This is a genomic window from Sphaerisporangium sp. NPDC051017 (assembly GCF_040683095.1).
Taxonomy (GTDB): domain Bacteria; phylum Actinomycetota; class Actinomycetes; order Streptosporangiales; family Streptosporangiaceae; genus Sphaerisporangium.
Window position 1 is genome coordinate 141843 of sequence record NZ_JBFBCI010000001.1, and the last position, 26371, is coordinate 168213.

Annotated in this window: 21 protein-coding genes and 2 pseudogenes; 20 read left to right on the forward strand and 3 right to left on the reverse strand. The window is 71.6% G+C overall.

Going from position 1 to position 26371, the window contains the following annotated elements:
• Positions 1 to 98: 98 nt before the first annotated feature.
• Positions 99 to 767: an HAD family hydrolase gene (locus AB0M95_RS00670; RefSeq protein ID WP_363757800.1), complete on the forward strand. Its 669-nt coding sequence runs from the start codon at positions 99 to 101 to the stop codon at positions 765 to 767.
• Positions 768 to 1020: 253 nt separating this feature from the next.
• Entirely contained in the window at positions 1021 to 2457 is a 1437-nt protein-coding gene (gndA, locus tag AB0M95_RS00675; RefSeq protein ID WP_363757802.1) for an NADP-dependent phosphogluconate dehydrogenase, read from the forward strand.
• Here the strand turns inward: gndA and AB0M95_RS00680 are convergent, their stop codons facing one another.
• Complete coding sequence (locus AB0M95_RS00680) at positions 2458 to 2652, reverse strand: hypothetical protein (RefSeq protein WP_358520071.1); 195 nt, start codon at positions 2650 to 2652, stop codon at positions 2458 to 2460.
• 426 nt (positions 2653 to 3078) lie between these two features.
• Here AB0M95_RS00680 and AB0M95_RS00685 point away from each other — a divergent pair.
• The 13 genes and pseudogenes from AB0M95_RS00685 to AB0M95_RS00745 form a co-directional block, all read left to right on the forward strand.
• Positions 3079 to 3237, forward strand: a pseudogene (locus AB0M95_RS00685) (helix-turn-helix transcriptional regulator); the annotation flags it as partial.
• Between the two features lie 78 nt (positions 3238 to 3315).
• On the forward strand, positions 3316 to 4314 hold the full coding sequence (locus tag AB0M95_RS00690) for a hypothetical protein (protein ID WP_363758432.1): 999 nt from the start codon (positions 3316 to 3318) through the stop codon (positions 4312 to 4314).
• A 441-nt stretch (positions 4315 to 4755) separates the two neighbouring features.
• On the forward strand, positions 4756 to 5718 hold the full coding sequence (locus AB0M95_RS00695) for a ketoacyl-ACP synthase III (RefSeq protein WP_363757804.1): 963 nt from the start codon (positions 4756 to 4758) through the stop codon (positions 5716 to 5718).
• Positions 5718 to 6479, forward strand: a complete 762-nt coding sequence (locus AB0M95_RS00700) for a glycosyltransferase (RefSeq protein WP_363757806.1) — start codon at positions 5718 to 5720, stop codon at positions 6477 to 6479. Before AB0M95_RS00695 ends, AB0M95_RS00700 begins: the two co-directional genes overlap by 1 nt.
• The gene (locus AB0M95_RS00705) at positions 6476 to 7633 is read left to right on the forward strand and encodes a cytochrome P450 (RefSeq protein WP_363757808.1); all 1158 of its coding nucleotides are present in this window, start codon (positions 6476 to 6478) and stop codon (positions 7631 to 7633) included. Before AB0M95_RS00700 ends, AB0M95_RS00705 begins: the two co-directional genes overlap by 4 nt.
• Entirely contained in the window at positions 7626 to 9173 is a 1548-nt protein-coding gene (locus tag AB0M95_RS00710; RefSeq protein ID WP_363757810.1) for a class I adenylate-forming enzyme family protein, read from the forward strand. Before AB0M95_RS00705 ends, AB0M95_RS00710 begins: the two co-directional genes overlap by 8 nt.
• A gap of 49 nt (positions 9174 to 9222) precedes the next feature.
• The gene (locus AB0M95_RS00715; RefSeq protein ID WP_363757812.1) at positions 9223 to 10155 is read left to right on the forward strand and encodes an NAD-dependent epimerase/dehydratase family protein; all 933 of its coding nucleotides are present in this window, start codon (positions 9223 to 9225) and stop codon (positions 10153 to 10155) included.
• 212 nt (positions 10156 to 10367) lie between these two features.
• Positions 10368 to 11543 (forward strand): cytochrome P450, encoded by a 1176-nt coding sequence (locus AB0M95_RS00720; RefSeq protein WP_363757814.1) that lies wholly within the window; start codon positions 10368 to 10370, stop codon positions 11541 to 11543.
• 285 nt (positions 11544 to 11828) lie between these two features.
• Positions 11829 to 12905, forward strand: a complete 1077-nt coding sequence (locus AB0M95_RS00725) for an ABC transporter substrate-binding protein (RefSeq protein WP_363757816.1) — start codon at positions 11829 to 11831, stop codon at positions 12903 to 12905.
• Between the two features lie 82 nt (positions 12906 to 12987).
• Positions 12988 to 13830 carry an ABC transporter ATP-binding protein gene (locus tag AB0M95_RS00730; protein ID WP_358520093.1) on the forward strand — a complete coding sequence of 281 codons (843 nt, stop codon included), beginning with the start codon at positions 12988 to 12990 and terminating at the stop codon, positions 13828 to 13830.
• The gene (locus AB0M95_RS00735) at positions 13827 to 14687 is read left to right on the forward strand and encodes an ABC transporter permease (protein ID WP_363757818.1); all 861 of its coding nucleotides are present in this window, start codon (positions 13827 to 13829) and stop codon (positions 14685 to 14687) included. Before AB0M95_RS00730 ends, AB0M95_RS00735 begins: the two co-directional genes overlap by 4 nt.
• On the forward strand, positions 14687 to 15082 hold the full coding sequence (locus AB0M95_RS00740; protein ID WP_358520098.1) for an Rrf2 family transcriptional regulator: 396 nt from the start codon (positions 14687 to 14689) through the stop codon (positions 15080 to 15082). The genes AB0M95_RS00735 and AB0M95_RS00740 overlap by 1 nt, the downstream gene beginning before the upstream one ends.
• Before the next feature lie 98 nt (positions 15083 to 15180).
• Positions 15181 to 16668 (forward strand): serine/threonine-protein kinase, encoded by a 1488-nt coding sequence (locus tag AB0M95_RS00745; RefSeq protein WP_363757820.1) that lies wholly within the window; start codon positions 15181 to 15183, stop codon positions 16666 to 16668.
• Between the two features lie 53 nt (positions 16669 to 16721).
• Here AB0M95_RS00745 and AB0M95_RS00750 read toward each other — a convergent pair whose 3' ends face one another.
• A complete protein-coding gene (locus AB0M95_RS00750; RefSeq protein WP_363757822.1) occupies positions 16722 to 18656 on the reverse strand; it encodes an amino acid transporter in 1935 nt (644 codons plus the stop codon).
• 476 nt (positions 18657 to 19132) lie between these two features.
• Between AB0M95_RS00750 and AB0M95_RS00755 the strand changes: the two genes are divergently transcribed.
• From AB0M95_RS00755 to AB0M95_RS00770, 4 genes and pseudogenes are all read left to right on the forward strand, one after another.
• A complete protein-coding gene (locus AB0M95_RS00755) occupies positions 19133 to 20098 on the forward strand; it encodes an ATP-binding protein (RefSeq protein ID WP_363757824.1) in 966 nt (321 codons plus the stop codon).
• Positions 20099 to 20217: 119 nt separating this feature from the next.
• Entirely contained in the window at positions 20218 to 20604 is a 387-nt protein-coding gene (locus AB0M95_RS00760; RefSeq protein WP_358520106.1) for an SCO5389 family protein, read from the forward strand.
• A gap of 101 nt (positions 20605 to 20705) precedes the next feature.
• Positions 20706 to 20909: pseudogene (locus AB0M95_RS00765) on the forward strand (pyridoxal phosphate-dependent aminotransferase); the annotation flags it as partial.
• Between the two features lie 163 nt (positions 20910 to 21072).
• Entirely contained in the window at positions 21073 to 21717 is a 645-nt protein-coding gene (locus tag AB0M95_RS00770) for a GNAT family protein (protein ID WP_363757826.1), read from the forward strand.
• A 116-nt stretch (positions 21718 to 21833) separates the two neighbouring features.
• Here AB0M95_RS00770 and AB0M95_RS00775 read toward each other — a convergent pair whose 3' ends face one another.
• Positions 21834 to 22316: a hypothetical protein gene (locus AB0M95_RS00775; RefSeq protein ID WP_363757828.1), complete on the reverse strand. Its 483-nt coding sequence runs from the start codon at positions 22314 to 22316 to the stop codon at positions 21834 to 21836.
• A gap of 550 nt (positions 22317 to 22866) precedes the next feature.
• Between AB0M95_RS00775 and AB0M95_RS00780 the strand changes: the two genes are divergently transcribed.
• Complete coding sequence (locus tag AB0M95_RS00780; RefSeq protein WP_363757830.1) at positions 22867 to 25842, forward strand: BTAD domain-containing putative transcriptional regulator; 2976 nt, start codon at positions 22867 to 22869, stop codon at positions 25840 to 25842.
• Positions 25843 to 26371: the final 529 nt, after the last annotated feature.

Below are 26371 nucleotides of genomic sequence, written 5' to 3' on the forward strand. Positions count from 1 at the left end.
TCCGGGGTACGAAACCGGACACATGGCGCCTGTTCCTCTTAGGCATGCGCTCATGCAGGCCGGGCAGGGGGTCCGGCCGGTTTCCGGGGTGGTGAACCATGCGGCGTGGCGTGATATTCGATCTTGATGGGACCCTGGTGGACACCGGCTATCTGCATGTCGTGGCCTGGTGGGAGGGGTTCCGCGGACGGCGGCGGGATGTGCTCATGGTCGACATCCATGGGGCCATCGGGCGGGCGGAACGTGCGCTGATCGACTACCTGCTGCCCGACGTCGACGACGAGGAGGCGCAGGCGATCTCCGACGCGCACGCGGCGGCGTACAAACCGCGCCTCGACCAGGTGCGCCCGGTACCGGGGGCGGGAGAACTGCTCAAGGCGCTCGCCGACCGCGGACTGACCGTGGTGGTGGTCACGAGCGCGCCGAAGGACGAGGCCGAGCACCTGGTCGGAATCACCGGCGCCGAGAACGCGGTGGAAGTGCTCGTGCACGCCGGGGACGTCGAGAAGTCCAAGCCCCACCCTGAACCCGTGCGGCAGGCGCTCGACAAGTCCGGCATCGCGGCCGACCAGGCGATCATGGTGGGGGACAGCGTCTGGGACGCGCTCGCGGCCCGCGCGGCGAAGACCGGATGCGTGGGGGTCCGCTCCGGCGGCATCGACAGCGAGTCGTTGCGGGACGCGGGAGCCGAGGCCGTGTACAAGGACTGCCGCGACCTGCTGTACCACCTGGAGGACAGCCCGCTCGCGCGCCTCCTGGACCGCTGACCCCGGCCCCGCCGAGCCCCCGGGATCCGCTCGGGGCCACCTCGGTGACACGTCGTTCAGGCGGTTCCTTCACAATTGGACCCTGCCCCCGGAAGGCGCCGTGAAAAGCGGAGTAATGCAGACAGATCGCGATGTGCGGCCGGTGGTCCCGCGCCAGGTGCGCGGAGGCCGCCCGGCGGTGAACGTCGCGATGTCCGTCGAACCGGGTGGCTCTCCACGGCGTATTGCTAGATCAGAAGGAGAGTGATCGGGCATGACGACAGAGCACGCGGTCATTGGTGTCACCGGTCTCGGGGTCATGGGCCGAAATCTCGCGCGCAACTTCGCCAGGCACGGCTACACCGTCGCGGTGCACAACCGCACGGAGGCGAAGACCAAGGCGTTGATCGAGGAGTTCGGCGACGAGGGGGTCTTCATCCCCGCCGAGACGCCCGAGGCGTTCGTCGCCTCGCTGTCGCGTCCACGCAAGATTGTGATCATGGTGAAGGCGGGCGCCTCGACGGACGCGGTGATCGAGGAGTTCGCCCCTCTTCTGGAACCCGGCGACATCCTGGTCGACGGCGGCAACGCCCACTTCCTGGACACGCGGCGTCGTGAGAAGGCCCTGAGGGAACGCGGCATCCACTTCGTCGGGTGCGGCATCTCCGGCGGCGAGCAGGGCGCGCTGGAGGGGCCGAGCATCATGCCGGGCGGCCCCAAGGAGGCGTACACGTACCTCGGGCCGATCCTCGAGGACATCGCGGCCAAGGTGGACGGGGTGCCATGCTGCACGTACGTCGGCCCGGACGGTGCCGGGCACTTCGTCAAGATGGTGCACAACGGCATCGAGTACGCCGACATGCAGCTCATCGCCGAGTCCTACGACATTCTGCGCCAGGGTGCGCGGATGTCCCCCGCCGAGATCGCCGAGGCCTTCCGCACCTGGAACACCGGCCGGCTGGAGTCCTACCTCATCGAGATCAGCACCACCGTGCTCTCCCACCTGGACGCCACGACCGGCAAGCCCTTCGTCGACGTGGTGCTCGACCAGGCCGAGCAGAAGGGCACGGGCCGGTGGACCGTCCAGGTCGCCCTCGACCTCGGCGTCCCCGTCAGCGGCATCGCCGAGGCGGTCTTCGCCCGTGCGGTGTCCGGACACGCCGAGATGCGCGGGGCGGCGCGCGTCCTCCCCGGCCCCACCGACGACGACCTGCCGTCCTCGTTCGCCGACGACGTCGAGGAGGCGCTGTACGCCTCGAAGGTCGTCGCCTACGCCCAGGGGTTCAACGAGATCCAGGCGGGCAGCGCCGAGTACGGCTGGGACATCGACCTCGGGGCCATGGCGACCATCTGGCGGGGCGGGTGCATCATCAGGGCCCGGTTCCTCGACCGCATCCGCGCCGCGTACGAGGCCGACCCGAACACGCCGACGCTGCTGTCCGACGGGTCCTTCGCCGCCGAGTTGTCCACCGCGCAGCGCGCCTGGCGGGACGTCACCGTCGCCGCCACCCGGCGGGGCATCCCCGCGCCGGGCTTCGCGAGCGCGCTGGCGTACTACGACGGCCTGCGCGCGGAGCGGCTGCCCGCCGCGCTGCTCCAGGGATTGCGCGACTACTTCGGCGCGCACACCTACCGCCGCGTGGATCGTGACGGCGTCTACCACACCCAGTGGGAGCGCCCCGACCACCCAGAAGCCCGCGTCGACGTCTGATCAGGGGGCCGAGCGGGCGCGCTGTTCTTGCTCGGCGATGAGTTCGGTGAGGGTGGTGGCGTCGTCGGCGTCGACCGTGCGCCACACCCCCGCCGCCTCGGTGGCGTCGTCGAACCTCAGGCGGGTGGCCCAGAAGCGGCCCGCGTCGGAGCGGAAGACGACCCACCCGGCGGGGGCGACCGGCGCGGGGTTCATGACGCCTCCCCTCGGCGGCACGCGGGGCGCGGGGGTCGGGGCGCGGCGGTGTTCTGGAGGAGGAGGGAGGAAGGGGTGAGGAACGAGCCCCTTCCGCGTGACGACGGAAGAACACCGCCCAAAGCGGCGCCCCGAACCCGCCGAGCGGAGCGAGGCCATAGGTACGGCGGCGCCACCCCCCTGGCGGACGGTCGTCCGGTGTGGCGGTGGATGACGGGGAGAGCTCTGATCTTTCGCACGTGGCCCGACCTCGGTTCGCATCAGAAGACCTGTAAGTACCACGAATCGCCCTTATGGGTCTGCCATTTATCACGTCATCGGTCTGCGCGAGTGAGTTCCGCGCTACGGTCAGTGTGAGGCTCCGATAACACCGTGTCACCATTGCCTTGGTGCCGCACCGTCATTGCCGCAACACGTGGAGTGACCATGACCATAGGCGAAGATCTTCGCGCGGCGCGCAGACGCGCGGGGGTCAGTCTGGGCCGGCTTGCCACGATGACGGGCGTTTCCGCAGGTCATCTCAGCCGCATCGAGCGCGGGGAGCGCGAGGCGACCCCGGCGGTGGTCCGGCACTACGAGGTCGCTCTGGCCGCCTCGGCTGTTCCTTTTCCGGCAACTGAAACCCCACTTTCCGGAGACCCCGGCACGTGTACCGTCGATGACATGAAGCGCAGAGGCCTACTCTCGGTCATCGCCGCGGCTTCGGTGGGGGTGGCCACGGGCGAGCCCTTGACCAGGCTGCTTGACGGTTTGTCGACCGAGGCGCCAAGTCTCGTCGGCCTGCCCGAAGTGCGGGCGGTCGAAGCCGCCGCCGATCTCTACATGCGCATGGACCTCGCCAGGGGAGGCAACGCCGCCACCGCCATGGCGCGCGGCTCCCTCGAATGGGCCGTGAAGCTCCGCGACCGTCCCATGGCCGAGCCCGTCCGCGACCGGCTCAGCTCGGCCATCGGACTGCTGGCCGACCGCGTCGGCTGGGCCACCTACGACCAGGGCCGGCTGGAGCAGGCGACCCGGCTGCTCACCTTCGCCCTCGACTCGGCGGCGCGCGGCGCCGACCGCGACCTGCGGGCGCACACCATGCTCGACCTGTCGGTCGCCTTCGCCGACATGGGACGGCCGCAGGACGGCGTCGAGATCCTGCGCATGGCCCTCGGCGACGAGCGCATCTCCAGCGCCGAGCGGGCCAACGTCCACGCCGTCGCCGCCCGCCACTGCGCCGCGGCGGGCGACCGGCCGGCCGGCCTGCGCCACATCGGCCTGGCGGAGGACGCACTCGCCCGGGCCGAGCCCGCGTTGGCCCCCGACTGGGCGCGCCACATCACCGTCTCTCCCGGCCACCACGACAGTGCGCTCGGCCTGGCGTTGTTCCAGCTCGGCGAGGACGAGCGGGCGCGCGTCCGCCTCGGCGCCGCGCTGGAGCGGCTCGGCGAGAACCGCACGCGCACGGGCCTTCGGTGCCTGACGCGGATGGCGGTGCTGCGCATCCGCGAGGGCGACCGCGAGGGGGGCGCCGAGGAGGCGCGCCGCGCGGTCGTCCTGGCCTCGGACGTCCAGTCGGCGCGGGTCGCCAAGGACCTGCGCATGATGATCGACGGCGTGCGCCAGTGCGGCATGCCCGAACTCGCCCGCGAGCTGTCCGGTTCACCGACCGCCGTCTGAGCCCTGTCCAAGCCCAGTTCGTGTGGAGTCTATGGCTACCTGTTCACGATTGTCGTAGAACCACTGGCCACGCTCCGCCTCGTCCATTGTGGAAATATCCTGTGCGGTCGGTTCGTCCTCAGCCACGATCATCTTCTGCCTTTGGGTGTGTCGTAAGCAGTGATTGGTCTGGCGATCTCTAATTCGTACTCGCCCCAATCGCGCAACTTGGTCACGGGATAGAGCACTACCACAGTGACCCGAAGTCGCGCGCGCCGCCGTCCCGCAGCTCCTGCGGGCGCTTCATCAGCGCCTGGCCGCCCGGGCGACCCCTGACAACCGGGCGTGTTCCCGGCCGGTCTGAGTACCGGACCTGAGCCGAGAAGCTCATGCCGCGCAGGTAAAGAGCAAGTAGATTGCCGTTTGGGGGAAGTTTCACGACAAACGTACACAGGGGGCGGGATGAAGGCCCGTATCGCGGGCGTCTCGGCGTATCTGCCGGAACGCTCCATGACCAGTCGCGAGGTCGAGTCGCGGATCGAGGGATACGTCCCTTCCCGCGGCGTCATCGAGCGCATCACGGGGATCAAGCGGCGCCACGTCGCCGCGGACGACGAGCAGGCGTCGGACCTCGCGGTGGCCGCGGTACGCCGGCTGCCCGGCGGTGAGGACGCCGACCTGCTCATCTTCGCGTCGGCGTCGCAGGACATGGTGGAGCCCGCCACGGCGCACATCGTCGCGGCCAAGCTCGGCCTGACCTGCCCGGTCTTCGACGTCAAGAACGCCTGCAACAGCATGCTGAACGGCATCCAGGTGGCCGAGGCGCTCATCCGCACCGGCGCCCACCACAGGGTGGTGGTCTGCACCGGCGAGATGCCGTCCCGCGCCGTCCGGTGGCGGGTCGCGAGCCGGGCGCAGTTCGCGGACGCCTTCGCCGGGTACACGCTGTCGGACGCGGGCGCCGCGGTGCTGCTCGCCGCCGACCCCGGCCGGGGCATCTTCTACCGCGCCTTCTCGGCCGGCTCCACCGCCTGGGCGGCCGGCACGCTGCCCGGCGGCGGCTCGGCCCACCCGCGCGACCCCGAGTACTCCTACTTCAGCGGGGACGGCCGGCGGCTGAAGGAGGCGTTCGAGCTGATCGGTCCCGACCTTTTCCTCGACGCGCTCAAGTGCACCGGCCTGACCTGGGATGACTTCTCGGTCGTGGCCGTGCACCAGGTGGCGATGCCGTACCTGGACGTGCTGGCCCGCGCGCTGGGCATCCCCGGCGAGCGGCTCGTCGTGACGCTACCCGAGCACGGGAACTGCGCCTCGGCCACCCTGCCGCTCCAGCTCGCGGCGGCGGGCGCCGCGCCGGGCGACCGGGTCGCGCTGCTCGGCCTCGGCGGCGGCATCAGCCTCGGCGTGCTGTTCGCGGACCTGTGATGGACGGCCCGATGGACCTGTGGGTGGTCGTCCCCGCCTACAACGAGGCGAAGGGCATCGAGGGGACCCTGCGCGCGCTCGAAGCCCAGGACGACCGCGCGTTCACGCTGGTCGTCGTCGACAACATGAGCACCGACGCGACCGCCGACCTCGTCACGGCGTACGCCGCCGGATCGTCGATGAGGATCGAGCTGGTCAGGGAGCCGCACAAGGGCACGGGCGCGGCCTCCGACACCGGGATGCGGCACGCCATCGCGCGCGGCGCCACCCACCTGCTGCGGACCGACGCCGACTGCCTGCCGCGCGCCGACTGGGTGCGGGCCATGAAGCGCGGCTTCGCCGACGGCCTGCAGATGGTCGGCGGGCTGCTGCGGCCCCGCACCGACGAGTTCCCGCTGAAGTTCTGGGAGCGGCGCCTGCTGCCGTTCGTGGTGGAGGTGGCGGCGGCGTTCGGGCGCGTCCGTCCGGGCAACCGCGACCCCGCCTATCTCGGTCCGTACGTGATGATGCCGGGCGCGACCGTGGGCATTACCGCGGAGCTGTACGAGCGGGCGGGCGGGTTCCCGCGCACGGCGATCGAGGAGGTCCACGAGGACCGCGCGCTGGTGAACCGCGTGCGCGCGCTGACCCGCGCGTACGGCACGCGCCGGGACGTCGTCGTCTACGGCTCGGTGCGACGGCTGCGCGCGTACGGGCTGGCGGGGACGCTGGCCTGGTACGCCGACCACCACTACCGTCCCGACGTGGTCGACGTCCGGTGAGGCCGCGGGGCGCCGGGCGGGCGATGGCCGCCGAGAACCGCCTGTACCTGGCCGCCCATCCGGTGGCCTACCCCCTGATGCGGCTGCTCGCCCGGTTCGGGCCGGTGGTTCGGGCGCCCGGCCTCGGGGTCGTCGTGAACGACGCCGCGACCGCGCGGGCGGTGCTCACGGACGAGCGGTTCCGCAAGGACGGCCCCGGCTCGCCCGGGGACCTGTGGACGCCCGTGCTGGGGCCGTCGGTGCTGCTCAACATGGAGGGCGAGGGGCATACCGAGCTGCGGCGCAAGCTGGCGCCGCTGTTCGCGCCCGCGCAGGTCGAGGCGCTGGTGGCGGACGTGCTGGAGGTCCCGCTGGGCGAGCTGTCCGCGCGGCTCGCGCGGGGCGAGCCGGTGGACCTGGTGGACGAGATGCGCCTGATGGCGGGCGCGGTGATCTGCCGCTTGATCGGCATGCGGGAGGTCTCGGCGCGCGACGCCCGGTCCCTGTTCGCCGACGGCGAGCGGGTCGTGTCGATGGTCTCGCTGCGCTCGCGCCGCCTGTCGCACCGGCAGGTCGCGGTGGCCCGCCGGGTGCTGGACCGCGTCGGCGCCATCGCGGCCGCCGCCTACGACGACGGCGACGAGTCGACGGTCGTAGGACGCATGCGCGCGCTCGGGCTGTCCGCCGCCGAGGCGCGGGGGGCGGCGGGCGCGTTCTTCCTGACCGGCACCGAGACGGTGGCGACGTTCGTCCCGCGACTGGTCGCCCTGCTCGACGACGCGGGCGTCCGGGTCGAGGGGCCGGAGGAACTGGACCGGGCGATCGAGGACGCCCTGCGGGTCACCACCCCGACGCCGGTGATGCTGCGCTCGGTGGCGGCGCCTGCACGGGTGGGCCGCGTGCGGGTGCGGCCGGGGGATCGGGTGGTCATCGTCACCCACAACTGCGCCCGCGCCTTCGGCCCGTTCGACCCGGCCGCGAAGCATCCGCCCGAGCTGCGGCGGCTGTGGTTCGGGGCCGGGCCGCACTTCTGCGTCGGCTACCCGCTGGCGATGGCCGAGATCCGCGCCGTGGCGGGGACGCTGCTGGCGCTCCGGCCGCGCGTGACCAGGCGGAAGACGGCGCGGGGCGTGCTCATCCCCACCTATGAACACCTGTGGATAACCTGTGGATGACGTGTGGACGGCTGGGAAAACCGACATCGTGGCCGGCATCCTGGACGGCCCTGGCCAGCCGGGCGCCGTCGCGATGGTGGACGGGCGCGGGCGGACGCTGACGTACGGCGAGCTGCGCCGCCGCGTCCGGGCCGTCGCCGGGGCCATGACGGGGCTGCGCCCCGGGGACGGCGTGCTGTTCGCGGTGCGCCCGGGGCCGGACGCCGTCACCTCCGCGCTCGGCGCGGTCGCCGCGGGCGGGATGCTCGTCCTCGCCGACCCCGGCCTCGCGCCCGAGGTGGCCGCCGCCCGGCTGGCGCTGACCCGGCCCCGCTGGGTGGTCGCCGACGCGCTGGTCTACGCCCTGAGCGGCCCGCTGCGCCGCCTCGCTCGCCGCCGCGGGCTGCATCTGCCCCACCTGCGCGAGCCGGTTCCGGGATCCGCGGTGGACCACCTGTACGCCGGGCCGTGGCTCCCCGGCGTCCCGCGCGGGGCCCTGAGCCTGCGCGTCCTGGAACGCGCGCCGAACGGCGCCGCGCCCACCTCAGGCTCTGACAGGGATGCCCACGTGACGGGGAAGGCCGCGGGGTCCGGGCAGCCCGCCGTCGTCGCGTTCACCTCGGGGACCACCGCGAGCCCGCGCGGCGTCGTCCACACGCGGAACTCGCTGGCCGCGGGGTCGGCCCTGTTCCGCGCGGCCGTCCCGCTGGGCGAGGGGGACGTGGTCCACACCGACCAGCTCATGCTGGGCCTTCCCGCGCTGATGGCGGGCGCGACGTGGTCGCTGCCGGGCTCCCGCCCGCTCGCGGACGAGCTGGCCGCCCGCCGGGCCACGCACGCGTTCTGCGTCCCCGTCCGGCTGGACCGCGCCCTGCGCGCGAACCCGGCGCTGCCCGCCACGCTCCGCTGCCTGCTGCTCGGGACGGCCCCCAGCCCGCCGGCCGTCCTGCGGCGTGCCCGGGCCGCCGCGCCGCACGCGGACATCCTCTCGGTGTACGCCATGACCGAGGCGCTGCCGATCGCCGTCGCCTCCGCCGAGCAGAAGCTGGCCTGCCGGGACGGCGACCTGCTGGGCCCGCCGCTGCCGGGGGTGTCCGTCCGGATCGGCGAGGACGGCGAGCTGTTCGTCTCCGGGCCGCAGCTCGCCCGCGGCTACCTCGGCGAGACCCCGCTGCGAGAGGTCGCGACGGGCGACCTCGCCCGCCTCGACGCGCACGGGCGGCTGGTGTTGCTCGGCCGCAAGAAGGACATGATCCTGCGGGACGGGGTGAACATCTACCCCGGCCTGTACGAACCGGCGGTGGCGGCGCTGCCGGGGGTGGCCGAGGCGGCGATCATCGGCGTGCCGGACCCGGGGACCGGCGACGAGGAGGTCGTGCTGGCCCTGGTCGCCGACGAGGGGTTCGACGCGGCGGCGGTGCGCCGGGCTCTGCCGGACATCGTGGACGCCGGAGCGCTGCCCGACCGGCTGGCGCTGGTGGAGGCGTTCCCGCGCGGCGGGCGCAACGGCAAACTCGACCGCGCCCGCCTCCGCGAGGTGATCGGCGGGGCCCGCTCATGAACGGGCCACCGGGGTTCCCGGACGGGCGCGGCGTGTCATGAGGGTGGCGGTGACCGGGGCGTCGGGGTTCGCGGGCGGGGCCGTGGTGCGGGCGGCACTGGCGCGCGGGTGGCGGGTGCACGCGTTCGGACGCCGCCCCCCGAGCCGCGTTACCGGCGACCTCGGCGGCCTCGTCCGCGCGGGCGTCGTGCCGTACCGCTCCTGGGACGTCACCGGACCCGGGCCCGGTGACCCGCCGGAGGTGGACGCGGTGATCCACTGCGCGGGGACCGTCAGCGACTGGGGGCCGTCCCGCGAGTTCAGGCGGGTCAACGTCATCGGCACCGCCCGCGTCCGGGCGACGTTCCCGGACGCCCGGTTCGTCCACATCAGCACGGCGAGCGTGTACGACCCGTTCCGTCCGACCGTGATGGCGCGCGAGCACGAGTGCCACGCGCGGCGGTACGCCAACGCCTATGGGGCGTCCAAGGCCCTCGCCGAGCGCGCGGCCGGCGAGTCGGCGATCATCCTGCGTCCGCACGCCGTGTACGGGCCGGGCGATCCGACGCTGCTCCCCCGGGTGCTGGCGTCGGTGCGGGGTCGCCGCCTGTGGGCGGTGGGCGACGGACGTCAGCGCGTCAGCCTGACCTCGGTGGACAACCTGGCGCAGGCGTGCCTGCTCGCCGCGTCGGGGCCGGTGGCGCGGGGCGTCTTCAACGTCACGGACGCCGAGCCGGTCGTTCTGGACGAGGCGCTGCGCTGGATCCTGCGCGAGCGGGGCATCGACGCCGAGCCGTTCTACCTGCCCGCGGCGCTGGTGATGCCGGTGGCGGGGGTGATGGAGGCGGTCTTCCGTGTCCTGCGCCGCCCGAAGCCCCCGCGCCTGACCCGGTACGCCGTGGGGCACCTGGCCGTGGAGCGCACGCTCGACATCTCGGCGGCGCGGGAGCGTCTCGGCTACCGGCCCGCCCCCACCTCGTTCCGGGGCGCCGCGTCCTGGTGAACGCCCTGCTCACGGGCACCTCGGGCGGCGGTGAATACGGATGGAGGCCGCGAAAGCCCTCAGTCGGCACGAAACCTCAACGCCAGTCACCACAAATACTTACAAGTCCTGACAATTGGCATTGCGAATGCAGCGCCCGAGTGCGACGGTCGAAAGTGAGCCGTTCGCGACGCTCGCGACGAAGACGTTCATCCACGAGAGGGGCGCCCATCGTGTCCGATCTCCCCCAGTTACCGTTCCCGCGACGCGACCGCCTGGCCCTGTCGCCGGTGTTCCGGGAACTGCGCGCCATCTCGCCGATCACCCGCGTGCGGACGGGCACGGGTGACGAGGCGTGGCTGGTCACCTCCTACGAGGAGGTACGGTCCCTGATCGGCGACGAGCGGCTCGGGCGCACCCATCCGGATCCGGCCAACGCCCCGCGCGTGTCCCACGCGATCATCGCGGGCGCGCCGAGGGGAGACTTCGACAAGGAGAAGGCCGACCACGAGCGGATGCGCAAGATGCTCGCGCCCGCCTTCTCCGCGCGGCGCATGCGGGTGCTGGCGGGCCGCGTCCAGGAGATCGTGGACGAACTGCTCGACGAGATGGCCGCCAAGCAGCCGCCGGCGGACCTGCACGCGCACCTGTCCGTGCCGCTGCCCGCCCTCGTGATCTCCGAGCTGCTGGGCGTCCCGCGCGAGGACCGCGAGCGGTTCCGGGCGCTGGCCGACACGATGACCGACATGGCCAACCCCGGCAGGGCCCAAGCCGCGCTCGATGAGCTCAGCGGGTACATCCACGAGCTCATGATCGAGAAGCGCCGGAACCCCGCCGAGGACGTGTTCTCGGACATGGCCACGATGGACGCCGCGGACGACGAGATCGCCGAACTGGGCGCGGTACTGCTGTTCGCCGGCCACGAGACCACGGTGAACCGCATCGACCACGGCGTCTCGTACCTGCTGACCAACCCCGCCCAGCGGGACGCGCTGGTGGCGGACCCCTCCCTGGTGCCGGGCGCGGTGGAGGAGATCCTGCGCATGTCGGCGCCGTCCGATTTCGGCGTGACGCGGTGGGCGCGGACGGACGTCCAGGTCGGGGACGTGACGATCCGCAAGGGCGACGCCGTGATCATCTCGACCATGGCCGCCAACCGGGACGAGCGGGTCTTCCAGGATCCGGACACGTTCGACGTCCACCGGCAGGGCGAGGAGCCGCACCTGGCGTTCGCCCACGGCATGCACTACTGCATCGGCGCCAGCCTCGCGCGGGTGGAGCTGCGCAGCGTCTTCGGCACGCTGTTCACGCGGTTCCCCGCCCTGGACCTCGCGGTGCCCTTCGAGCAGGTCCCGATGCGCGTGGACCGGGTGACCGGCGGCTTCGAGGCGCTGCCCGTCGTCTGGTGACCCGCGCCCGCACCAACTGATCGCGATCGACGCGCCCACGCGGCGCGTCGATCCTTTTTCCGGGCCCGATTTTTGGCCCGTCTCCTCGGCCGACCGGTGATCACCGTCGTCAGCCAGGTGAACGACATGAACGCGGCGCGCCCGCCGCCTTTCCGGCCGACGGCCCGGCGGACACGATGCGGTAACGACGTGTGCCCAACCGGTCACTCCCGCTTGACAGCAAGCACAGACATGTCGTCTTATACACCTACCCGACTTATTAAGTAGGAATTAAAGGAGAGGTCAATGAAGGTACGCAGGCTCCGGGGGATGGCGGCGGCACTGGCCGCGGTCGCGGTGACCGCCCTCGCGGCGGCCTGTGGCGGAGGCGGCGACACGACGACGACCGCCTCGGGCGGCGCCGGGGGCGACACGGCCAAGACCGAGCTGCGGCTCGGCTTCTTCCCCAACATCACCCACTCCACGGCGCTGGTCGGCGTGAAGAAGGGCTTCTTCGAGAAGGCCCTCGGCAGCAACGTGACGCTGAAGACCGCCACCTTCAACGCCGGCCCGGCCGCCACCGAGGCGATCTTCTCCGACGCCATCGACGCCACGTACATCGGCCCGAACCCGGCCATCAACGCGTGGTCGAAGTCCAAGGGCCAGGCCATCAAGATCGTCGCGGGTTCCGCGTCCGGTGGCGTGTTCCTCATCGTCAAGCCCGAGATCAACAGCGCCGCCGACCTCAAGGGCAAGAAGATCGCGACGCCGCAGCTCGGCAACACCCAGGACGTCGCGCTGCGCTACTGGCTGCAGCAGCAGGGCCTGAAGACCGACACCAAGGGCGGCGGCGACGTGTCGATCGTCCCGCAGGAGAACGCCCAGACCCTCCAGACCTTCGCCACCGGCGACATCGACGGCGCGTGGGTGCCCGAGCCCTTCGCCAGCCGTCTGATCCAGGAGAGCAAGGGCAAGATCCTCGTCAACGAGTCCGACCTGTGGCCGAACAAGCAGTTCGTGATCACCCACCTGATCGTGCGGCAGCAGTTCCTCAAGGAGCACCCCGACATCGTCAAGAAGCTGATCGAGGGGCACGTCGAGGCGAACGCCTACATCAACTCCGACCCCGCCGGGGCCAAGGAGGCCATCAACGCCGAGCTGCAGGACCTGTCCGGCAAGCCGCTCAAGCCCGAGGTCCTGGACAGCGCCTTCAAGAACATCACCTTCACCAACGACCCGCTCGCTTCCACGCTGATCACCAGCGCCGACCACGCCCAGAAGGTCGGCCTGCTCGACCCGGTGGACCTGAACGGCATCTACGACCTCACGATCCTCAACGAGGTCCTGGCCGCGAAGGGCCGGCAGGCGGTGAGCGACAAGTGACCCGGCACGCCACGGGCGTACCACAACAGCCGAAGCGGCGCCCCCGATCCCTCACGGGGCGGGCGCCGGGTGAGGAGTCGAAGTGACAGCTCCTACTAAGGAGCTGCGCTCCAGCCGGACCGACGGGCACCAGCCCGCGGTCCGGCTGGACGCGGTTTCCAAGGTGTACGGCAGGGAGCTCCTGGCCCTGGACCGGGTGACCCTGACGGCGGCCCGCGGCGAGTTCGTGTGCCTGCTCGGGGCCTCGGGCTGCGGCAAGAGCACGCTGCTCAACCTCGTGGCCGGCCTCGACCATGCCACGGCGGGCGAGATCGACACCAAGGGCGGGCGCATCGCGATGATGTTCCAGGAGCCCGCGCTGTTCCCCTGGCTCACCGTCTCCGCCAACATCGAGCTGGCGCTCCGGGTGACCGGCAAGGGCCGGAGCACGACCAAGAAGGAGCGCCGCGAGCGGGCCGCCGAGCTGCTGGAGATCGTCCACCTGGGCGGCTTCGGCGCCAAGCGCCCCCACGAGCTCTCCGGCGGCATGCGCCAGCGCGTGGCCCTCGCCCGCGCGCTCGCCCAGGAGGCGGACATCCTGCTGATGGACGAGCCGTTCGGCGCCCTGGACGCGATGACCCGCGACCTGCTGCACGACGAGCTTGAGCGCATCTGGCGGGAGCGGGAGCTCACCGTCCTGTTCGTCACGCACAACGTGCGCGAGGCCGTGCGCCTCGGCGACCGGGTGGTCCTGCTGAGCAGCCGTCCCGGCACGGTGATCCAGGAGTTCCCGATCACCCTGGACCGGCCGCGGCGCACCGACTCCGGCGAGGTCGCCGCGCTGGCCGCGACGATCACCGACCGGCTGCGCCAGGAGGTCCTGCGTCACGCCAAGCCGGCGCGGCAGCCCGTCCCGGCCGGGGCGAGAGAGGACGAGCGGCCATGACGACCGCCGAGATCTCCCAGAGCATCGCCGGCCTGGACGCGCTGGAGCTGTCCACCCGCGAGCGGCGCGGCCTGGCGTCCCGGATCTGGTCGCGGGCGTGGCCGATGTTCTCCGCCATCGTGCTGGTCTTCGCGATCTGGGAGCTGGTCGTGCTCAGCGGCTGGCGGCCCGAGTACGTCCTGCCCGGCCCCGTGACCGTCCTCGGCGAGTTGTGGACCCGGCTCGGCGACCCCGATTTCTACGACGCGATCTTCGTGACCATGCGCCGCGCCATCTTCGGGTTCGCGCTGGCCGTGCTCGTCGGGCTGATCGTCGGCGCGGCGGTGTCGCGGGTGCGGCCGCTGCGCGCGGCGTTCGGGTCGCTGATCACCGGGCTGCAGACCATGCCCTCGATCGCGTGGTTCCCGCTGGCGATCCTGCTGTTCAAGCTGAGCGAGAGCGCGATCCTTTTCGTGGTGATCCTCGGCGCGGCGCCGTCCATCGCCAACGGGCTGATCGCGGGCGTCGACTACACCCCGCCGATCCTGCTGCGCGCCGGGCACATCCTCGGCCTGCGGCGGCTGGCCCTGTACCGGCATGTGATCCTCCCCGCCTCGCTGCCGTCGTTCCTGTCCGGGCTCAAGCAGGGGTGGGCGTTCGCGTGGCGCTCCCTCATGGCGGGCGAGCTCCTTGTGATCATCGCCCACCAGACCTCGATCGGCGAGCAGCTCGACAACGCCCGCGAACTGTCGGACGCGCCCGGCCTGCTGGCGACGATGATCGTGATCCTGGTCATCGGCATCGTGGTCGACATGTGTTTCGGCGCCGCGGACAGTGCCCTCCGGCGCCGCTGGGGGCTCGACCAACCAGTGGGCTGATGCGGATCTCAGCCAGGACACAGTACGCCCTGCGCGCCGCAGCGGAGCTGGCCGCCGCTCCTCCGGGCCCCGTGCCCGCCGAGCGGATCGCCAGCTCCCAGGACATCCCTCGCCGGTTCCTGGACAACATCCTGCTCCAGTTGCGGCGCGCGGGGCTCATCGAGAGCCAGCGCGGCCCCGACGGCGGCTACTGGCTCGCCCGGCCGGCCACCGAGATCACGCTCGCCGACATCATCATCGTGGTCGAGGGCGTCCCCTCGCACAGCGAGAGGTTCCCCGGGGTCGCCGGACCGCTGGCGGAGGTGTGGACGGCGCTGCGCGCGTACGAGAACACGACGCTGACGGAGATCACCCTGGCGCACATCGCCAGCGGGTCGCTGCCGCCCCTTTCGTGATGCCGTCGCGGCCTGTCTGAGCCCGATGGCCACGGCGCATGTGGAAGACTGCGCATTTGCTGAATTATCGCTTCATCGCCCGCGAGGGGGCATCGCCGATGGGTAGTCCTGGGCAGCTCGTGGTCAAGCGGTACCGGCTGATGCGGGCGCTGGGCCAGGGCGGCATGGGCATGGTCTGGGAGGGACACGACACGCTCCTGGACCGCCCGGTCGCGATCAAGGAAGTCCTGATCCCGGACACGCTCAACTCGCGGCAGCGGCTCAGCATGATCCACAGTACGGCGCGCGAGGCCCGCACGGCGGCGCGGCTCAACCACCGCAACATCGTGGGCGTCTTCGACGTGGCCGACGAGGACGGCCGTCCGTGGATAATCATGGAACTCGTCCCGTCCCGCTCGCTCGACCGGGTGATCACCGGCGAGGGCCCGCTGTCGGTGACCCGCGCGGCGACGATCGCCACCGAAGTGCTCACCGCCCTGTCCGTCGCGCACGCCGCGGGCATCGTCCACCGCGACGTCAAACCGGCGAACATCCTCATCGGCTACGACGGGCGGGTCGTCCTCAGCGACTTCGGCATCGCCACCTCTCCCGGCGACCCGCACGCCGCGCACGGCGGCGGCGCGACCGGTTCACCGGGCTTCCTCGCCCCGGAACGCACGGGCGGCACCCCCGCCGGGCCCGCCTCCGACCTGTGGTCCCTCGGCGCGACGCTGTTCGCCACCGTCGTCGGGAAGCCGCCCTTCGAGGGCACCCGCGGAGCGCTGTCCACCCTGCTCACCCAGGACGCCGAGCTGGCCAAGGCCCCCGATGAGCTGCGGCCCGTCCTGGCCGGGCTGCTCGCCACCGACCCCGCCAAGCGCATGGGCGCCGCCGAGGCCAAGCGCCTGCTCGACGCGCTCATCTCCCCGGCCCCGGCCCCCGTGCGGGGCGCGGGACGCCGCGGGCGGGTGCTGGCCGTCGTCGCCGCGGCCACGGCCGCCGCGGTCGCGATCGGCGGGTGGGCGGTCCTGCGCCCGGACGCGCCCGCGAACGCCGGTCCCGTCGGCACCTCCGCGCCGGCCGCCCCCACGACCGCCGCCGCGCCGTCCCCCACGCCGACCCCGGTGGCGGCGCCCGTCCGGCTCAAGCTGAAGTGGTACGACAACGGCGCGGGATGGAAGGCCGCGGTGCCGAGGGGCTGGCGGCTGTCCATCCAGGAGGACTACTACACCTGGTCCGAGCCCGAGGGCATCGCCCACCTCGGGCTGGAGGTGATCCCCACGCTCGGGAGGAAGCCGGCCGACGTGCTCGAAGAGGTCGAGGCCTCGATGTCCCGGTCGGTGCGCAAGTACCACCGCGTCCGCCTCGAAAGGGTGCCGTCCAAGCGGGGGACCGTCGTCGCGGAGTGGGAGAGCACCTGGACCGGGCCGGGGTACCACTCGTGGGCGGTGCGCGGGGTCGCCTACCGCGAGCTGCAGCGCATGATCGTCACCGGCGACCGGATCAGCGTCATCGACTGGTCGGCGACGGCCGCCCAGTGGGAACGGCTCCGGCCGACGATGGAGTCGGTGTTCAAGTACTACCGGCCGCCGGGCACGAACGGCTGACCCGCCGGGGACGCCCGGGCGGTCCGTCTGGGCTGTCTGGGCCGTCCAGGTCGTCAGCCGACGTGGACCGGCGGGCGGCGGGTGTCGTCCGGCTCGGCCTGGCGCAGCACCTCGCGGGTGAGCGGCGCGACGTCGCCCCCGCCGAAGACCAGGTAGCGCAGCAGCGCCGCGATCGGGTTGCCCTCCGACCAGTGGAAGTAGACGTGCGGCAGCTTGCCGGTCTCGTCCCGGATGTGCAGCAGGACGGCGGCGATGGCGTTCGGGACCGTGGCGCCCCGCACCCGAAGGATCTTGTACCCGTGCCGCTCCTCGCCCTGGACGCACAGCTCGGAGTGGAACTCCGAGGCGTCCTCCACCGTCACCTCCAGGAACAGCAGCGGCTCATCCTCGGGAAGGTGGTGGTTGCGCCGGGTCTCGTGGTCCTTGTCCGCGTACTCCTTCGCGTCCCGCGCGTCGGGCTCGTTGGCGATGATCCGGATCTTGCCCGGCACGTCGATGAGGCTCCTGGCCTTCTTGTCCAGCTCGATCGCGCTGACCCGCAGCTCGGTGGAGCGGGTGGCGCGGGAGATGAGCGAGGTGACGACGATGGCGACCGCGAAGAAGAACGCGATCTTCAGGCCGTCGGGCCGCTCGATGATGTTGGCGACCGCCGTGTACGTGAGGATCAGCGACACCACGCCGAAGGCCGCCGCCCTGCCCGTCTTGCGCTTCTGCCAGGCGGACAGCGTCACCGCGACCGCCGCCGACAGGATCAGCGCCAGCACGCCCGTCGCGTACGCGCCGCCCTGCTCCTCCACGCCCGCGTGGAAGTAGAGCGTGACGGCGAAGGCGATGCCGGTGAACACCAGCACCAGGGGACGGACGGCGCGCGTCCAGTCGGGGGCCATTCCGTAGCGCGGCAGGTAGCGGGGCACGATGTTGAGCAGCCCCGCCATGGCGGACGCCCCGGCGAACCACAGGATGGCGATCGTGCTGAGGTCGTACAACGTGCCGAACAGGTCGCCGAGGTACTCGTGCGCGAGGTACGCGAGGGCGCGCCCGCTGGCCTTGCCGCCCTCCTTGAACTCCTCGGACGGGATGAGCACGCTGGTCGCGAAGCTGCTGGCGATCAGGAAGACGCTCATGATCAGGGCGGCGGTGGTCAGCAGCCGCCGCGCGCCCTTCACGCGCTCCCGCAGATCGCCCTTGACCAGCGGCATCACCGCGACGCCGGTCTCGAACCCGGACATGCCGAGCGCGAGCTTCGGCATCACGTACAGCGAGGCCGCGATCATGGCGAGCGGTCCCGAATGCTCGGCGGTCAGGGCGTTCTGCCAGTCGCCCACCAGCTCGGGGTTCGCGACGGCCCGCACGACCGACGTCGCCACGACCACCACGTTCAGCAGCAGGTAGACGGCCACCAGCACGACGGCCAGGCCGATCGCCTCACTGAACCCGCCGAGGAACACCAGGCCGAGCAGGGCGATCAGGACGAGCGTGAGCGGGACCTTCCACCCGTCGAAGAAGTCGGGGACGAACGGGTTCTGCAGGATGTGCGCCGTGGCGTCGGCGGCCGACAGCGTGATCGTGACGACGAACGCGGTGGCGACGAAGCCGAGCAGGAACAGCACCAGCAGCTTGCCGCGCCACCCGGGCAGCAGCCCTTCGAGCATCGACAGCGAGCCGAGGCCGTTCGGGCTCTCGGCCGCGACCGCGCGGTAGGTCGGCAAGGCGCCGAACAGGGTGAGCGCGATCAGCAGCAGCGTCGCCACGGGGGACAGCGCCCCGGCGGCGAGCGCGGCGATGCCGGGCTGGTAGCCGAGCGTCGAGAAGTAGTCGACGCCGGTGAGGCACATGACCTGCCACCAGCGGTGCTGCTCGTGCGGCGCCGGGTCGGCGTGGTGCCCGACGGACCGGCGATCGGACTGGAGCAGGCCGTGCAGCAGCCAGGCACGCAGTCTGTCGTCGGTGCGTTCCCCGCTCGACGGCGGAGAGGATGTGGCCGCCACCTGTCACCCCTTGTCCAAGTACCACACGATGCCAGGAACCCTACTCAACCGGCACAGGCGGCGGTGGGCTGATAGGCACCAGGGTCCACGAAAATCCGCGCCGGCCCACGCGCCTCAGCCGTCCCGGCCCGGAGCCGGACCTCCGCACGTCACGCCGTCCGGAATCGGCCACCGAAACTGAGGTTTTGTCGGATTTCCGTAATTCGCCGCGAAAATCCGCGCCCCTATGTCCATCCTCGCCTCGCCCGGCGCGTGCGATAAAGGGACAGACGAGGCAAGACGGTCATTTCGACCATCGAGGGCACCTCCTATCCGCCCACTACATTTCCGCCGCTCCACGGAGACGCATCGGCAGGCCACCTTCCTCACTTCAGGGTCATGACCTCGTAAGGCGACCCGGGGCGATCAACGCGCATGGCAGGATAGTGACCGGCGGTACTTGCAATGGTTTTCATAATCAGATTGGATTCCGAGTCATGAGAGTTGCGTTCGTAGGCAAGGGTGGAAGCGGCAAGACCACCCTGTCGTCGCTGTTCGCCCGGCACCTGGCCCGCCAGGGCGGCCCGGTGGTGGCCATCGACGCCGACATCAACCAGCACCTGGGCCTCGCCCTGGGACTCGGCTCCGACCAACTCCCCCCGCCCATGGGCCTCGCCATCACCCAGATCAAGGACTACCTGCGCGGCGACAACCCGCGCATCCCCTCGGCCGCCGCGATGGTGAAGACGACCCCGCCGGGCTCCGGCTCCCGCCTGATCACCCTGGACGACCCCTACTTCGCCCGCGAGCACACCACCACCGTCCCGGCCGTCCCCGGCCTGCGGCTGATGGTCACCGGCCCGTTCAGCGAGGACGACCTGGGCGTGGCCTGCTACCACTCCAAGGTCGGCGCCGTCGAGCTCTACCTCAACCATCTGGTCGACGGCCCCGGGGAGCACGTCATCGTCGACATGACCGCCGGCGGCGACTCCTTCGCCTCGGGCATGTTCACCCGCTTCGACATGACGTACCTCGTCGCCGAACCCACCCGCCAGGGCATCGGCGTCTACAACCAGTACCGCGAGCACGCGCGCGACTTCGACGTCCCGCTGGCCGTCGTCGGCAACAAGATCCACTCCGAGGGCGACATCGCGTTCCTGCGCGAGCACGTCGGCGACCACCTGCTGGTCGCCCTGCCGCACTCCCCGGCGATCCGCGCCATGGAGCAGGGCCGCCCCTTCACGCTGGACGACCTGGAGTCCCAGGGCCACCATGCGCTCGGCGTGCTGCGCGACCACCTGGACGCCCAGGCCAAGGACTGGACCAAGTTCGGCCGCCAGACCATCGAGTTCCACACGCGCAACGCGCACGCCTGGGCCAACCGCGCCACCGGCCAGGACCTGCTCCACCAGATCGACCCGGACTTCGTGTACGGCCGCCGTCCCACGCTCACCACCACGTGACGCGCGGCGCGGCGCGGCGGGCCGGCGTCCCACGTGACTGTCGCCGTCCCGCCACCTTCAGCCGGTCAAGCCACCCACTTAACGTCGAATCCATCCCCTCCGGAGAAGGAGAACCACGCATGTCGCTGACCGTTCCCAACGAACTGCTCGACCAGGCCCGTGCCGGCGAGGTGGACGACGCGGCCTTCGTCGCCTGCGTCCGCGACTCGCTGCCGTACGCCTGGACGCTCATCACCGGTCTGGTCCGGCAACGTCAGGAGAGCGGCGCGGAATTCGCCGACAACCACACCCCGCCGCCGGACGAGGCCGCCCGCGGCCAGCTCCTGCGCTGCCTCGCCAGCGACGCGATGCGCGGGGCGCTGGAGCGCCACTTCGGCGTCCGGCTCGCCTTCCAGAACTGCCACCGCGTCGCCGTGTTCGACCCGACGGCCGAGAAGGCGCACGCCGAGTTCATCACGGCGCGGTCGCAGATCCTGAACCAGAGCCCCGACCTGGTCGACTGCTGACCGGAGCCGCGGCTCACCGGCGGGGTCGCACGGCTTCACGGCCGTGCGGCCCCGCCGCGCGTCCGGGCTCGTGCATGCGTCGGGAACCCGTGCGCCCCGGCGCCCTGCACGTGCGCGTGGCCACGAGCCTGCTGTACGGGGAGACGGAGGAACAGCGGCCGGCGGCGCTGACCGCCGACCGCCCGATGGAGCTTCCCTGGGTCGCCGAGTCGCTCGCGCACCTCGGCGGGGCGCTCGACGCGCTCACCGAACGGCGGAGGTTCGCCGCCCGGATTCCACCGACGCTGGTTCCGGCCGTCCCGTGACCGTTATTGCCGAACCTTTACCTTCGCGGCGGCCTTGGCGATCATGGTCATCAGTACGCTGACCTGGGATTTCATCCTCGGAGCCCCCGCTTTCCCGGACACACACCAAGTTGTTCCACATGATTTGGCCCTGCGTATGCAGGGGAGCCCCCATCATGTGCTCATGCCCGCTTTTGTCACCCTGTCCGGGCGCTCCGTGCGCCTGGAACCACTCAGCCTCGCGGTGGTCGACGACCTGGTCACCGCGGCGAGTGAAGACCGCTCCACCTACGCCTTCACTCGGGTACCCGCAGGCCGGGAAGAGATGACCTCGTACGTCGAGGCGGCTCTGGCTGAGCAGGCGGACGGCCGCACGTTGCCGTTCGCCATCCGGTGGCTCCACACTGACAGAATCGTCGGTGCCACCCGCCTGATGCACCTGGAGTACTGGCAGGGCCCCCTGCCGTGGCCTCCGGGAACGCGGGGCGTGGTGGGCGAGGTCCCGTCCGTGGCGGACATCGGTTACACCTGGCTGGCCGCATCGGCCCAGGGCACCAGCGTGAACCGGGAGAGCAAGTACCTCATGCTCTCGCTCGCCTTCGAGACCTGGCAGGTCCACCGCATAACCCTGAAAGCAGACGTACGCAACCAACGTTCCCGGGCCGCCATCGAAGCCCTCGGCGCACACCTCGACGGGGTGCGGCGGGCGGAGAGCCGAGGCGCCGACGACACGGTCCGAGATACGGCGTACTACTCCATCCTGAGTTCCGAATGGCCGGGCGTCCGAGAACGGATGCTCGCGAGGCTCGGCCTCCTGGAAGCGGCGTGAGATCCCCGTCCCTTCGATGAACTCATGGAACACGCGGCCCGCCCGGAAGCTTCGCGGCTTCCGGGCGGGCTGTGCTGTTCTCCCGGCCGTCTCAGGCCCCCGTGTACCCCTGAGGATCACTCCTGGTCGTCGGCCTCGTACACGTAGTCCCAGCGGCCGCAGTAGACCTTCTTGTTGTGGAAGTTGTCGAAGTAGCACACGCGGACCTGCGCGGTGTCGACGTCGTCCGCGTAGAAGTGGAACGAGCGGTAGCCGCTGGAGCCGCACTTCTTGGCCCAGGAGGTGCTGTCGTCCCCGTCGGTGTTCTCGAACTTGACCTCGACGTAGCCGCACAGCCAGTTCGGGGAGTTCTTGTCGTACAGCTTGCCGCTGACGTGGATGCGGGCGTCGTCGTCCTCCCACACGTCGCCGCGGGCCTTGGCGCGGGAGCCGTTGTAGTACTTCGAGTAGTAGTAGCCCCAGCTGTCGTCGAAGTCGAGGGTGGCGACGGTCTTCGTGGTCGTCGCGGCGTTCGCCGAGGTGGCGAGAGCCGGCACGCCGACCGCGAGCACGGTCGTGGCGGCGGCGAGTCCGAGCATGGTGCGGATCGAGCGGCGCATCTGATTCTCCTGATCTGAGGGTTTCCCCGGTTTTTCCTGCTGCCCGGGGCGTACGTCCTAGTGATAGAGCCGAGCGCCTGCAAGTCACTTACAGCCACTTACAACGGCCTTACGCCGCATGCAGGGCGCTTGAAGGAGGCGGTCATGCCGTTTTCCCGTGACCGCGAGGGGCTCTCGACGGAGCCGAACATGTGCGGAGAATTCGCGATAGGCCCGTTCGATCCGGGACGGCCCCCGCCGGGCCGGATCGCGCGCCGAATATGTGCGGCCCTGCCGGATCCGGGTCAGGACCGGATCCGGCGGTGAAGGCCCGCGTCTCGTGTGGCCGCCCCCGCACCGGGGCCACGCTCGACTGACTTCAGCATGAGCGGGCGCGGTCAACGCGAAATCAACGGGCAATCAACGCCTGGATTAACGTAATCGCCATCGCATAGGGACCGGGACCACGGGGGATCTATGCTTTGGTTACAAACGGCAAAAAGGTGGGGAACTCAGGACAATGGCTGGTCATGGTGATGGGGCTGGCCTTCGCTTCGCGGTCCTCGGGCCGGTGCTGGCCTGGCGGGAAGGCCGGGAGCTGGAGCTCGGCACGCCCCTGCAACGCTCCATACTCACCATGCTGCTGCTGCGCGAGGGCCGCGCGGTGTCCCCCACGGAGATGATCGACGCCATCTGGGGGGACGAGGCGCCGCCCCGCGCGCTCGGCGCGCTGCGCACGTACGTCTCGCGCCTGCGCGCCGTCCTCGAACCGGACCGCTCGCCGCGCATGCGTCCCGAACTGCTGACCTCGGTCGGACGCGGCTACGCGCTGCGCCTCCCGCCGGGCGCCTTCGACCTGGCCGAGTTCGAGCGGCTCGTCGCCGAGGCCGAGACCGAGCGGCGCGCGGGCGACCTGCCCGGAGCGGCCGAGACCCTGCGCCGCGCCCTCGGCCTGTGGTCCGGCGAGCCGCTGGCCGGGGCCGTCGGGCCGTACATCGAGAGCCAGCGCGGCCGTCTCACCGAGCGCCGCGTCGGCGTCGTCGAGACCCTCATGGAGCTGGACCTGGAGCTCGGCCGGCACGCCGACGTCGTCCACGAGCTCGTCGCCCTGACCTCCGAGCACCCGCTCAGGGAACGCCTGCGCGGCCAGCTCATGCTCGCCTACTACCGGTGCGGCCGACAGGCGGACGCGCTCGCCGTCTTCGGCGACATCCGCCGCGCGCTCGTCGAGGAGCTCGGCATCGACCCCGGCCACGAGCTGGCGTCCCTGCACCAGAGCATCCTCGCCGCCGACCCCGAACTGGCCTGGACCAGGGCGCGGCAGGTCCGCCAGAAGCCCGCGTCCGACGGGGACGTCAGACCCGCCGAGGCGCCCGCCGCCGCCGTCCAGGACGGCGAGCACGAGTCCGTCCAGGAGATGCCGCGCCCGGCGCAGCTCCCCGCCGCCGTGAACGACTTCACCGGCCGCAGGGAGGTCGTGAACCGGCTGCGCACGCTGCTGACCAGCGTCAGCGGCGGCGAGGGCGTGCCGGTCGCGGCCGTGTCGGGCATCGGCGGGGTCGGCAAGACCACCCTCGCCGTGCACGTGGCCCACTCGCTGCACGAGGTGTTCCCGGACGGGCAGCTGTACGCGGACCTGCGCGGATACGGCGAGGAGCCGACCGCGCCCGAGTCCGTGCTCGCGGCGTTCCTGCGCGCGCTCGGCATCCCGGTCGACATCATCCCCGACGGCCTCGCCGAGCGCGGCGCGCTGTTCCGCTCGCTGCTCGCAGACCGCCGCATGATCGTGCTGCTGGACAACGCGCGCGACGCCGAGCAGGTCGAGCACCTGCTGCCGGGCACGGCGGGCTGCGCGGCGATCGTGACGAGCCGCGGCAAACTGGCGGACCTGCCGTCCGCCCGGCTAGTCGACCTGGAGGTCATGGAGCCGGAGGAGGCGCTCGGCCTGTTCGCGGCCGTCGCCGGGCCCGAGCGCGTGGCCGTCGAGCGCGCCGCCGCCATGGACGTGGTCGCCATCTGCGGCTTCCTCCCGCTCGCGGTCCGCATCGTCGCCGCGCGCCTCGCCGCCAGGCCCGCCTGGACGGTCGCCTCGCTCGTCCCCCGGCTCGCCGACGAGCGGCGCCGGCTCGACGAGATGCGCATCGGCCACCTCGCCGTCCACGCGACCTTCTCCCTCGGCTACGGGCACCTGGACCCGGCGCAGGCCCGCGCGTTCCGCCTGCTCTCGCTGCCGAACGGGCCGGACGTCTCGGTGCAGGCTGCGGTCTCGCTGCTCGGGCTGAGCACGCTCGAGACCGAGGACATGCTGGAGTCCCTGGTCGACGTGAGCCTGCTCGAAGCCCCCGCGCCGGGCCGTTACCGCTACCACGACCTGCTGCGGCTGTTCGCCCGCAAGCAGGTCGAGCTCAGCGATGACGCGGACGCCGCCGCGCAGGCCCTGCGACGGCTGCTCGGGTTCTACCTCGCCTCCGCCCAGGCCGCGCACCGGCTCGCGTACGAGGGCAGCGTCATCAGCGAGCACCTGGTGTCCCTCGGCGTCGCGGGCCGGTCCTTCGCCGGCGCCGACGAGGCCGTGACGTGGCTGACGATCGAGGCCGAGACGCTGTTCGCCGCCATCGGGCAGGCGTCCGACTCCGCGCGCACGCCCGAGGCGCTGCTGCCCGCCGCCGACCTGCTGCTCGCCATGGAGCCGCTGCTGGAGTCGGGCGCGTTCGCCCGCGAGTTCGCCGGGCGCGCGAGCGGCCTCCTCGCCGCGGCGCGGGCCGCAGGGGACAAGGTGAGCGAGCTGCGCTGCCGGTACGTCCTCGGGCGGGTGCTGTTCGTGGCGAACCGGCTGCGCGACGCCGACACCGAGTTCCGCACCGCGCTGGAGCTGGCCGATGTCACCGGCGATCCCATCGTCAACGGCGAGATCCTGAACGCGCTCGCGGTCGTCGCCGGGCGCAGGCGGCGGCACGAGGAGGCGCTGGCCTGGTTCGACTCGGCGCTCAAGGCGTTCAAAGAGAGCGGCGCGGTCGGCGGTGAGGCGCTCGTGGCGAGCTACTCGGCCCGCGACCACCTCGCGCTCGGCAGCACGGACGAGGCGATCGCCGCCGCCGAGCGCGGCCTCGCGCTGTTCTCTGAGCTCGGCAGCGGCGCGGGGACGGCCCGCGCGCGTTACCAGCTCGGCGTCGTGCTGTCCCGGGTGGGACGGCTGACCGAGGCCGTCGTCCACCACGCGGAGTGCCTGGACTTCTTCCGCGCGGGCGGGCAGACGGTGTGGGAGCAGCGGGTCTGCTGCCGGCTGGCGGAGACCTTCATCACCGCCGAGCGGTACCAGGACGCGGCGCGGCACGCCGAGCAGGCGCTCACGCTCAGCAGGGAGATCGGCCATCCGTACGGCGAGGCGCTGTCGCTGACCGTGCTAGGACGCGCGCTCGCCGGGCTCGGCAGCGTCCGGCGGAGCGGCGACTGCCTCAAGCGGGCCCTGGACATCTTCACCCGGCTGGGTTCCCCCGAGGCCGACGACCTCCGGGCCCTGCTGAAGCTCGATCAGATCAGCGATTAGGTCGCGGACGCTGAAGGGGTCGTCGTCGAGCCTCGTCATCCGCACGTGATTGATCACCTTTGACCTACCGTGTCCTGATCGAGTGCCGCACTTGCCCGCACGGCTCAGCGGAAAGTATCCGGATCCACACCCAACGCCACCGGATATATGGAAAGCTCATATCCGCCGTTAAGTGCTTGGAGCTTGGAAGTGCCCTGATCTGTGGTGAGGCGCCCGGCCGGTCGTCTGCCGCCGCGTGACGCTGGGGGCCCGGTGGTCACCGGTCACGCCACGCGGCGACCGGCCGCCTCGCAATGACGACCGGCCGGACATGACACGGAGCTCGAACCCCCCAAGTTCCGTGCCGCACCGCAAGGCTCGCCGCCCGGGCTCAAAGTCCGATCAACACCGGATCAACACCGCGAAAACCGCCTGATAGGACATGTGGGACATGGGCCGAATCACCTGGAGTACCGGGCGGGCAAGCTCCTCGCAAGCGGCGGTCAAGGGGGTACAGGTACGACACAGGGGGACGCGATACCTCGCGCCA

Coding starts and splice junctions, on each gene's coding strand:
- gndA (WP_363757802.1), top strand. CDS start 1,021: ATGACGACAGAGCACGCGGTCATTGGTGTCACCGGTCTCGGGGTCATG.
- AB0M95_RS00695 (WP_363757804.1), top strand. CDS start 4,756: ATGAAGGCCCGTATCGCGGGCGTCTCGGCGTATCTGCCGGAACGCTCC.
- AB0M95_RS00755 (WP_363757824.1), top strand. CDS start 19,133: ATGAGAGTTGCGTTCGTAGGCAAGGGTGGAAGCGGCAAGACCACCCTG.
- AB0M95_RS00735 (WP_363757818.1), top strand. CDS start 13,827: ATGACGACCGCCGAGATCTCCCAGAGCATCGCCGGCCTGGACGCGCTG.
- AB0M95_RS00680 (WP_358520071.1), bottom strand. CDS start 2,652: ATGAACCCCGCGCCGGTCGCCCCCGCCGGGTGGGTCGTCTTCCGCTCC.
- AB0M95_RS00775 (WP_363757828.1), bottom strand. CDS start 22,316: ATGCGCCGCTCGATCCGCACCATGCTCGGACTCGCCGCCGCCACGACC.
- AB0M95_RS00725 (WP_363757816.1), top strand. CDS start 11,829: ATGAAGGTACGCAGGCTCCGGGGGATGGCGGCGGCACTGGCCGCGGTC.
- AB0M95_RS00770 (WP_363757826.1), top strand. CDS start 21,073: ATGCCCGCTTTTGTCACCCTGTCCGGGCGCTCCGTGCGCCTGGAACCA.
- AB0M95_RS00690 (WP_363758432.1), top strand. CDS start 3,316: ATGAAGCGCAGAGGCCTACTCTCGGTCATCGCCGCGGCTTCGGTGGGG.
- AB0M95_RS00740 (WP_358520098.1), top strand. CDS start 14,687: ATGCGGATCTCAGCCAGGACACAGTACGCCCTGCGCGCCGCAGCGGAG.
- AB0M95_RS00700 (WP_363757806.1), top strand. CDS start 5,718: ATGGACGGCCCGATGGACCTGTGGGTGGTCGTCCCCGCCTACAACGAG.
- AB0M95_RS00760 (WP_358520106.1), top strand. CDS start 20,218: ATGTCGCTGACCGTTCCCAACGAACTGCTCGACCAGGCCCGTGCCGGC.
- AB0M95_RS00670 (WP_363757800.1), top strand. CDS start 99: ATGCGGCGTGGCGTGATATTCGATCTTGATGGGACCCTGGTGGACACC.
- AB0M95_RS00745 (WP_363757820.1), top strand. CDS start 15,181: ATGGGTAGTCCTGGGCAGCTCGTGGTCAAGCGGTACCGGCTGATGCGG.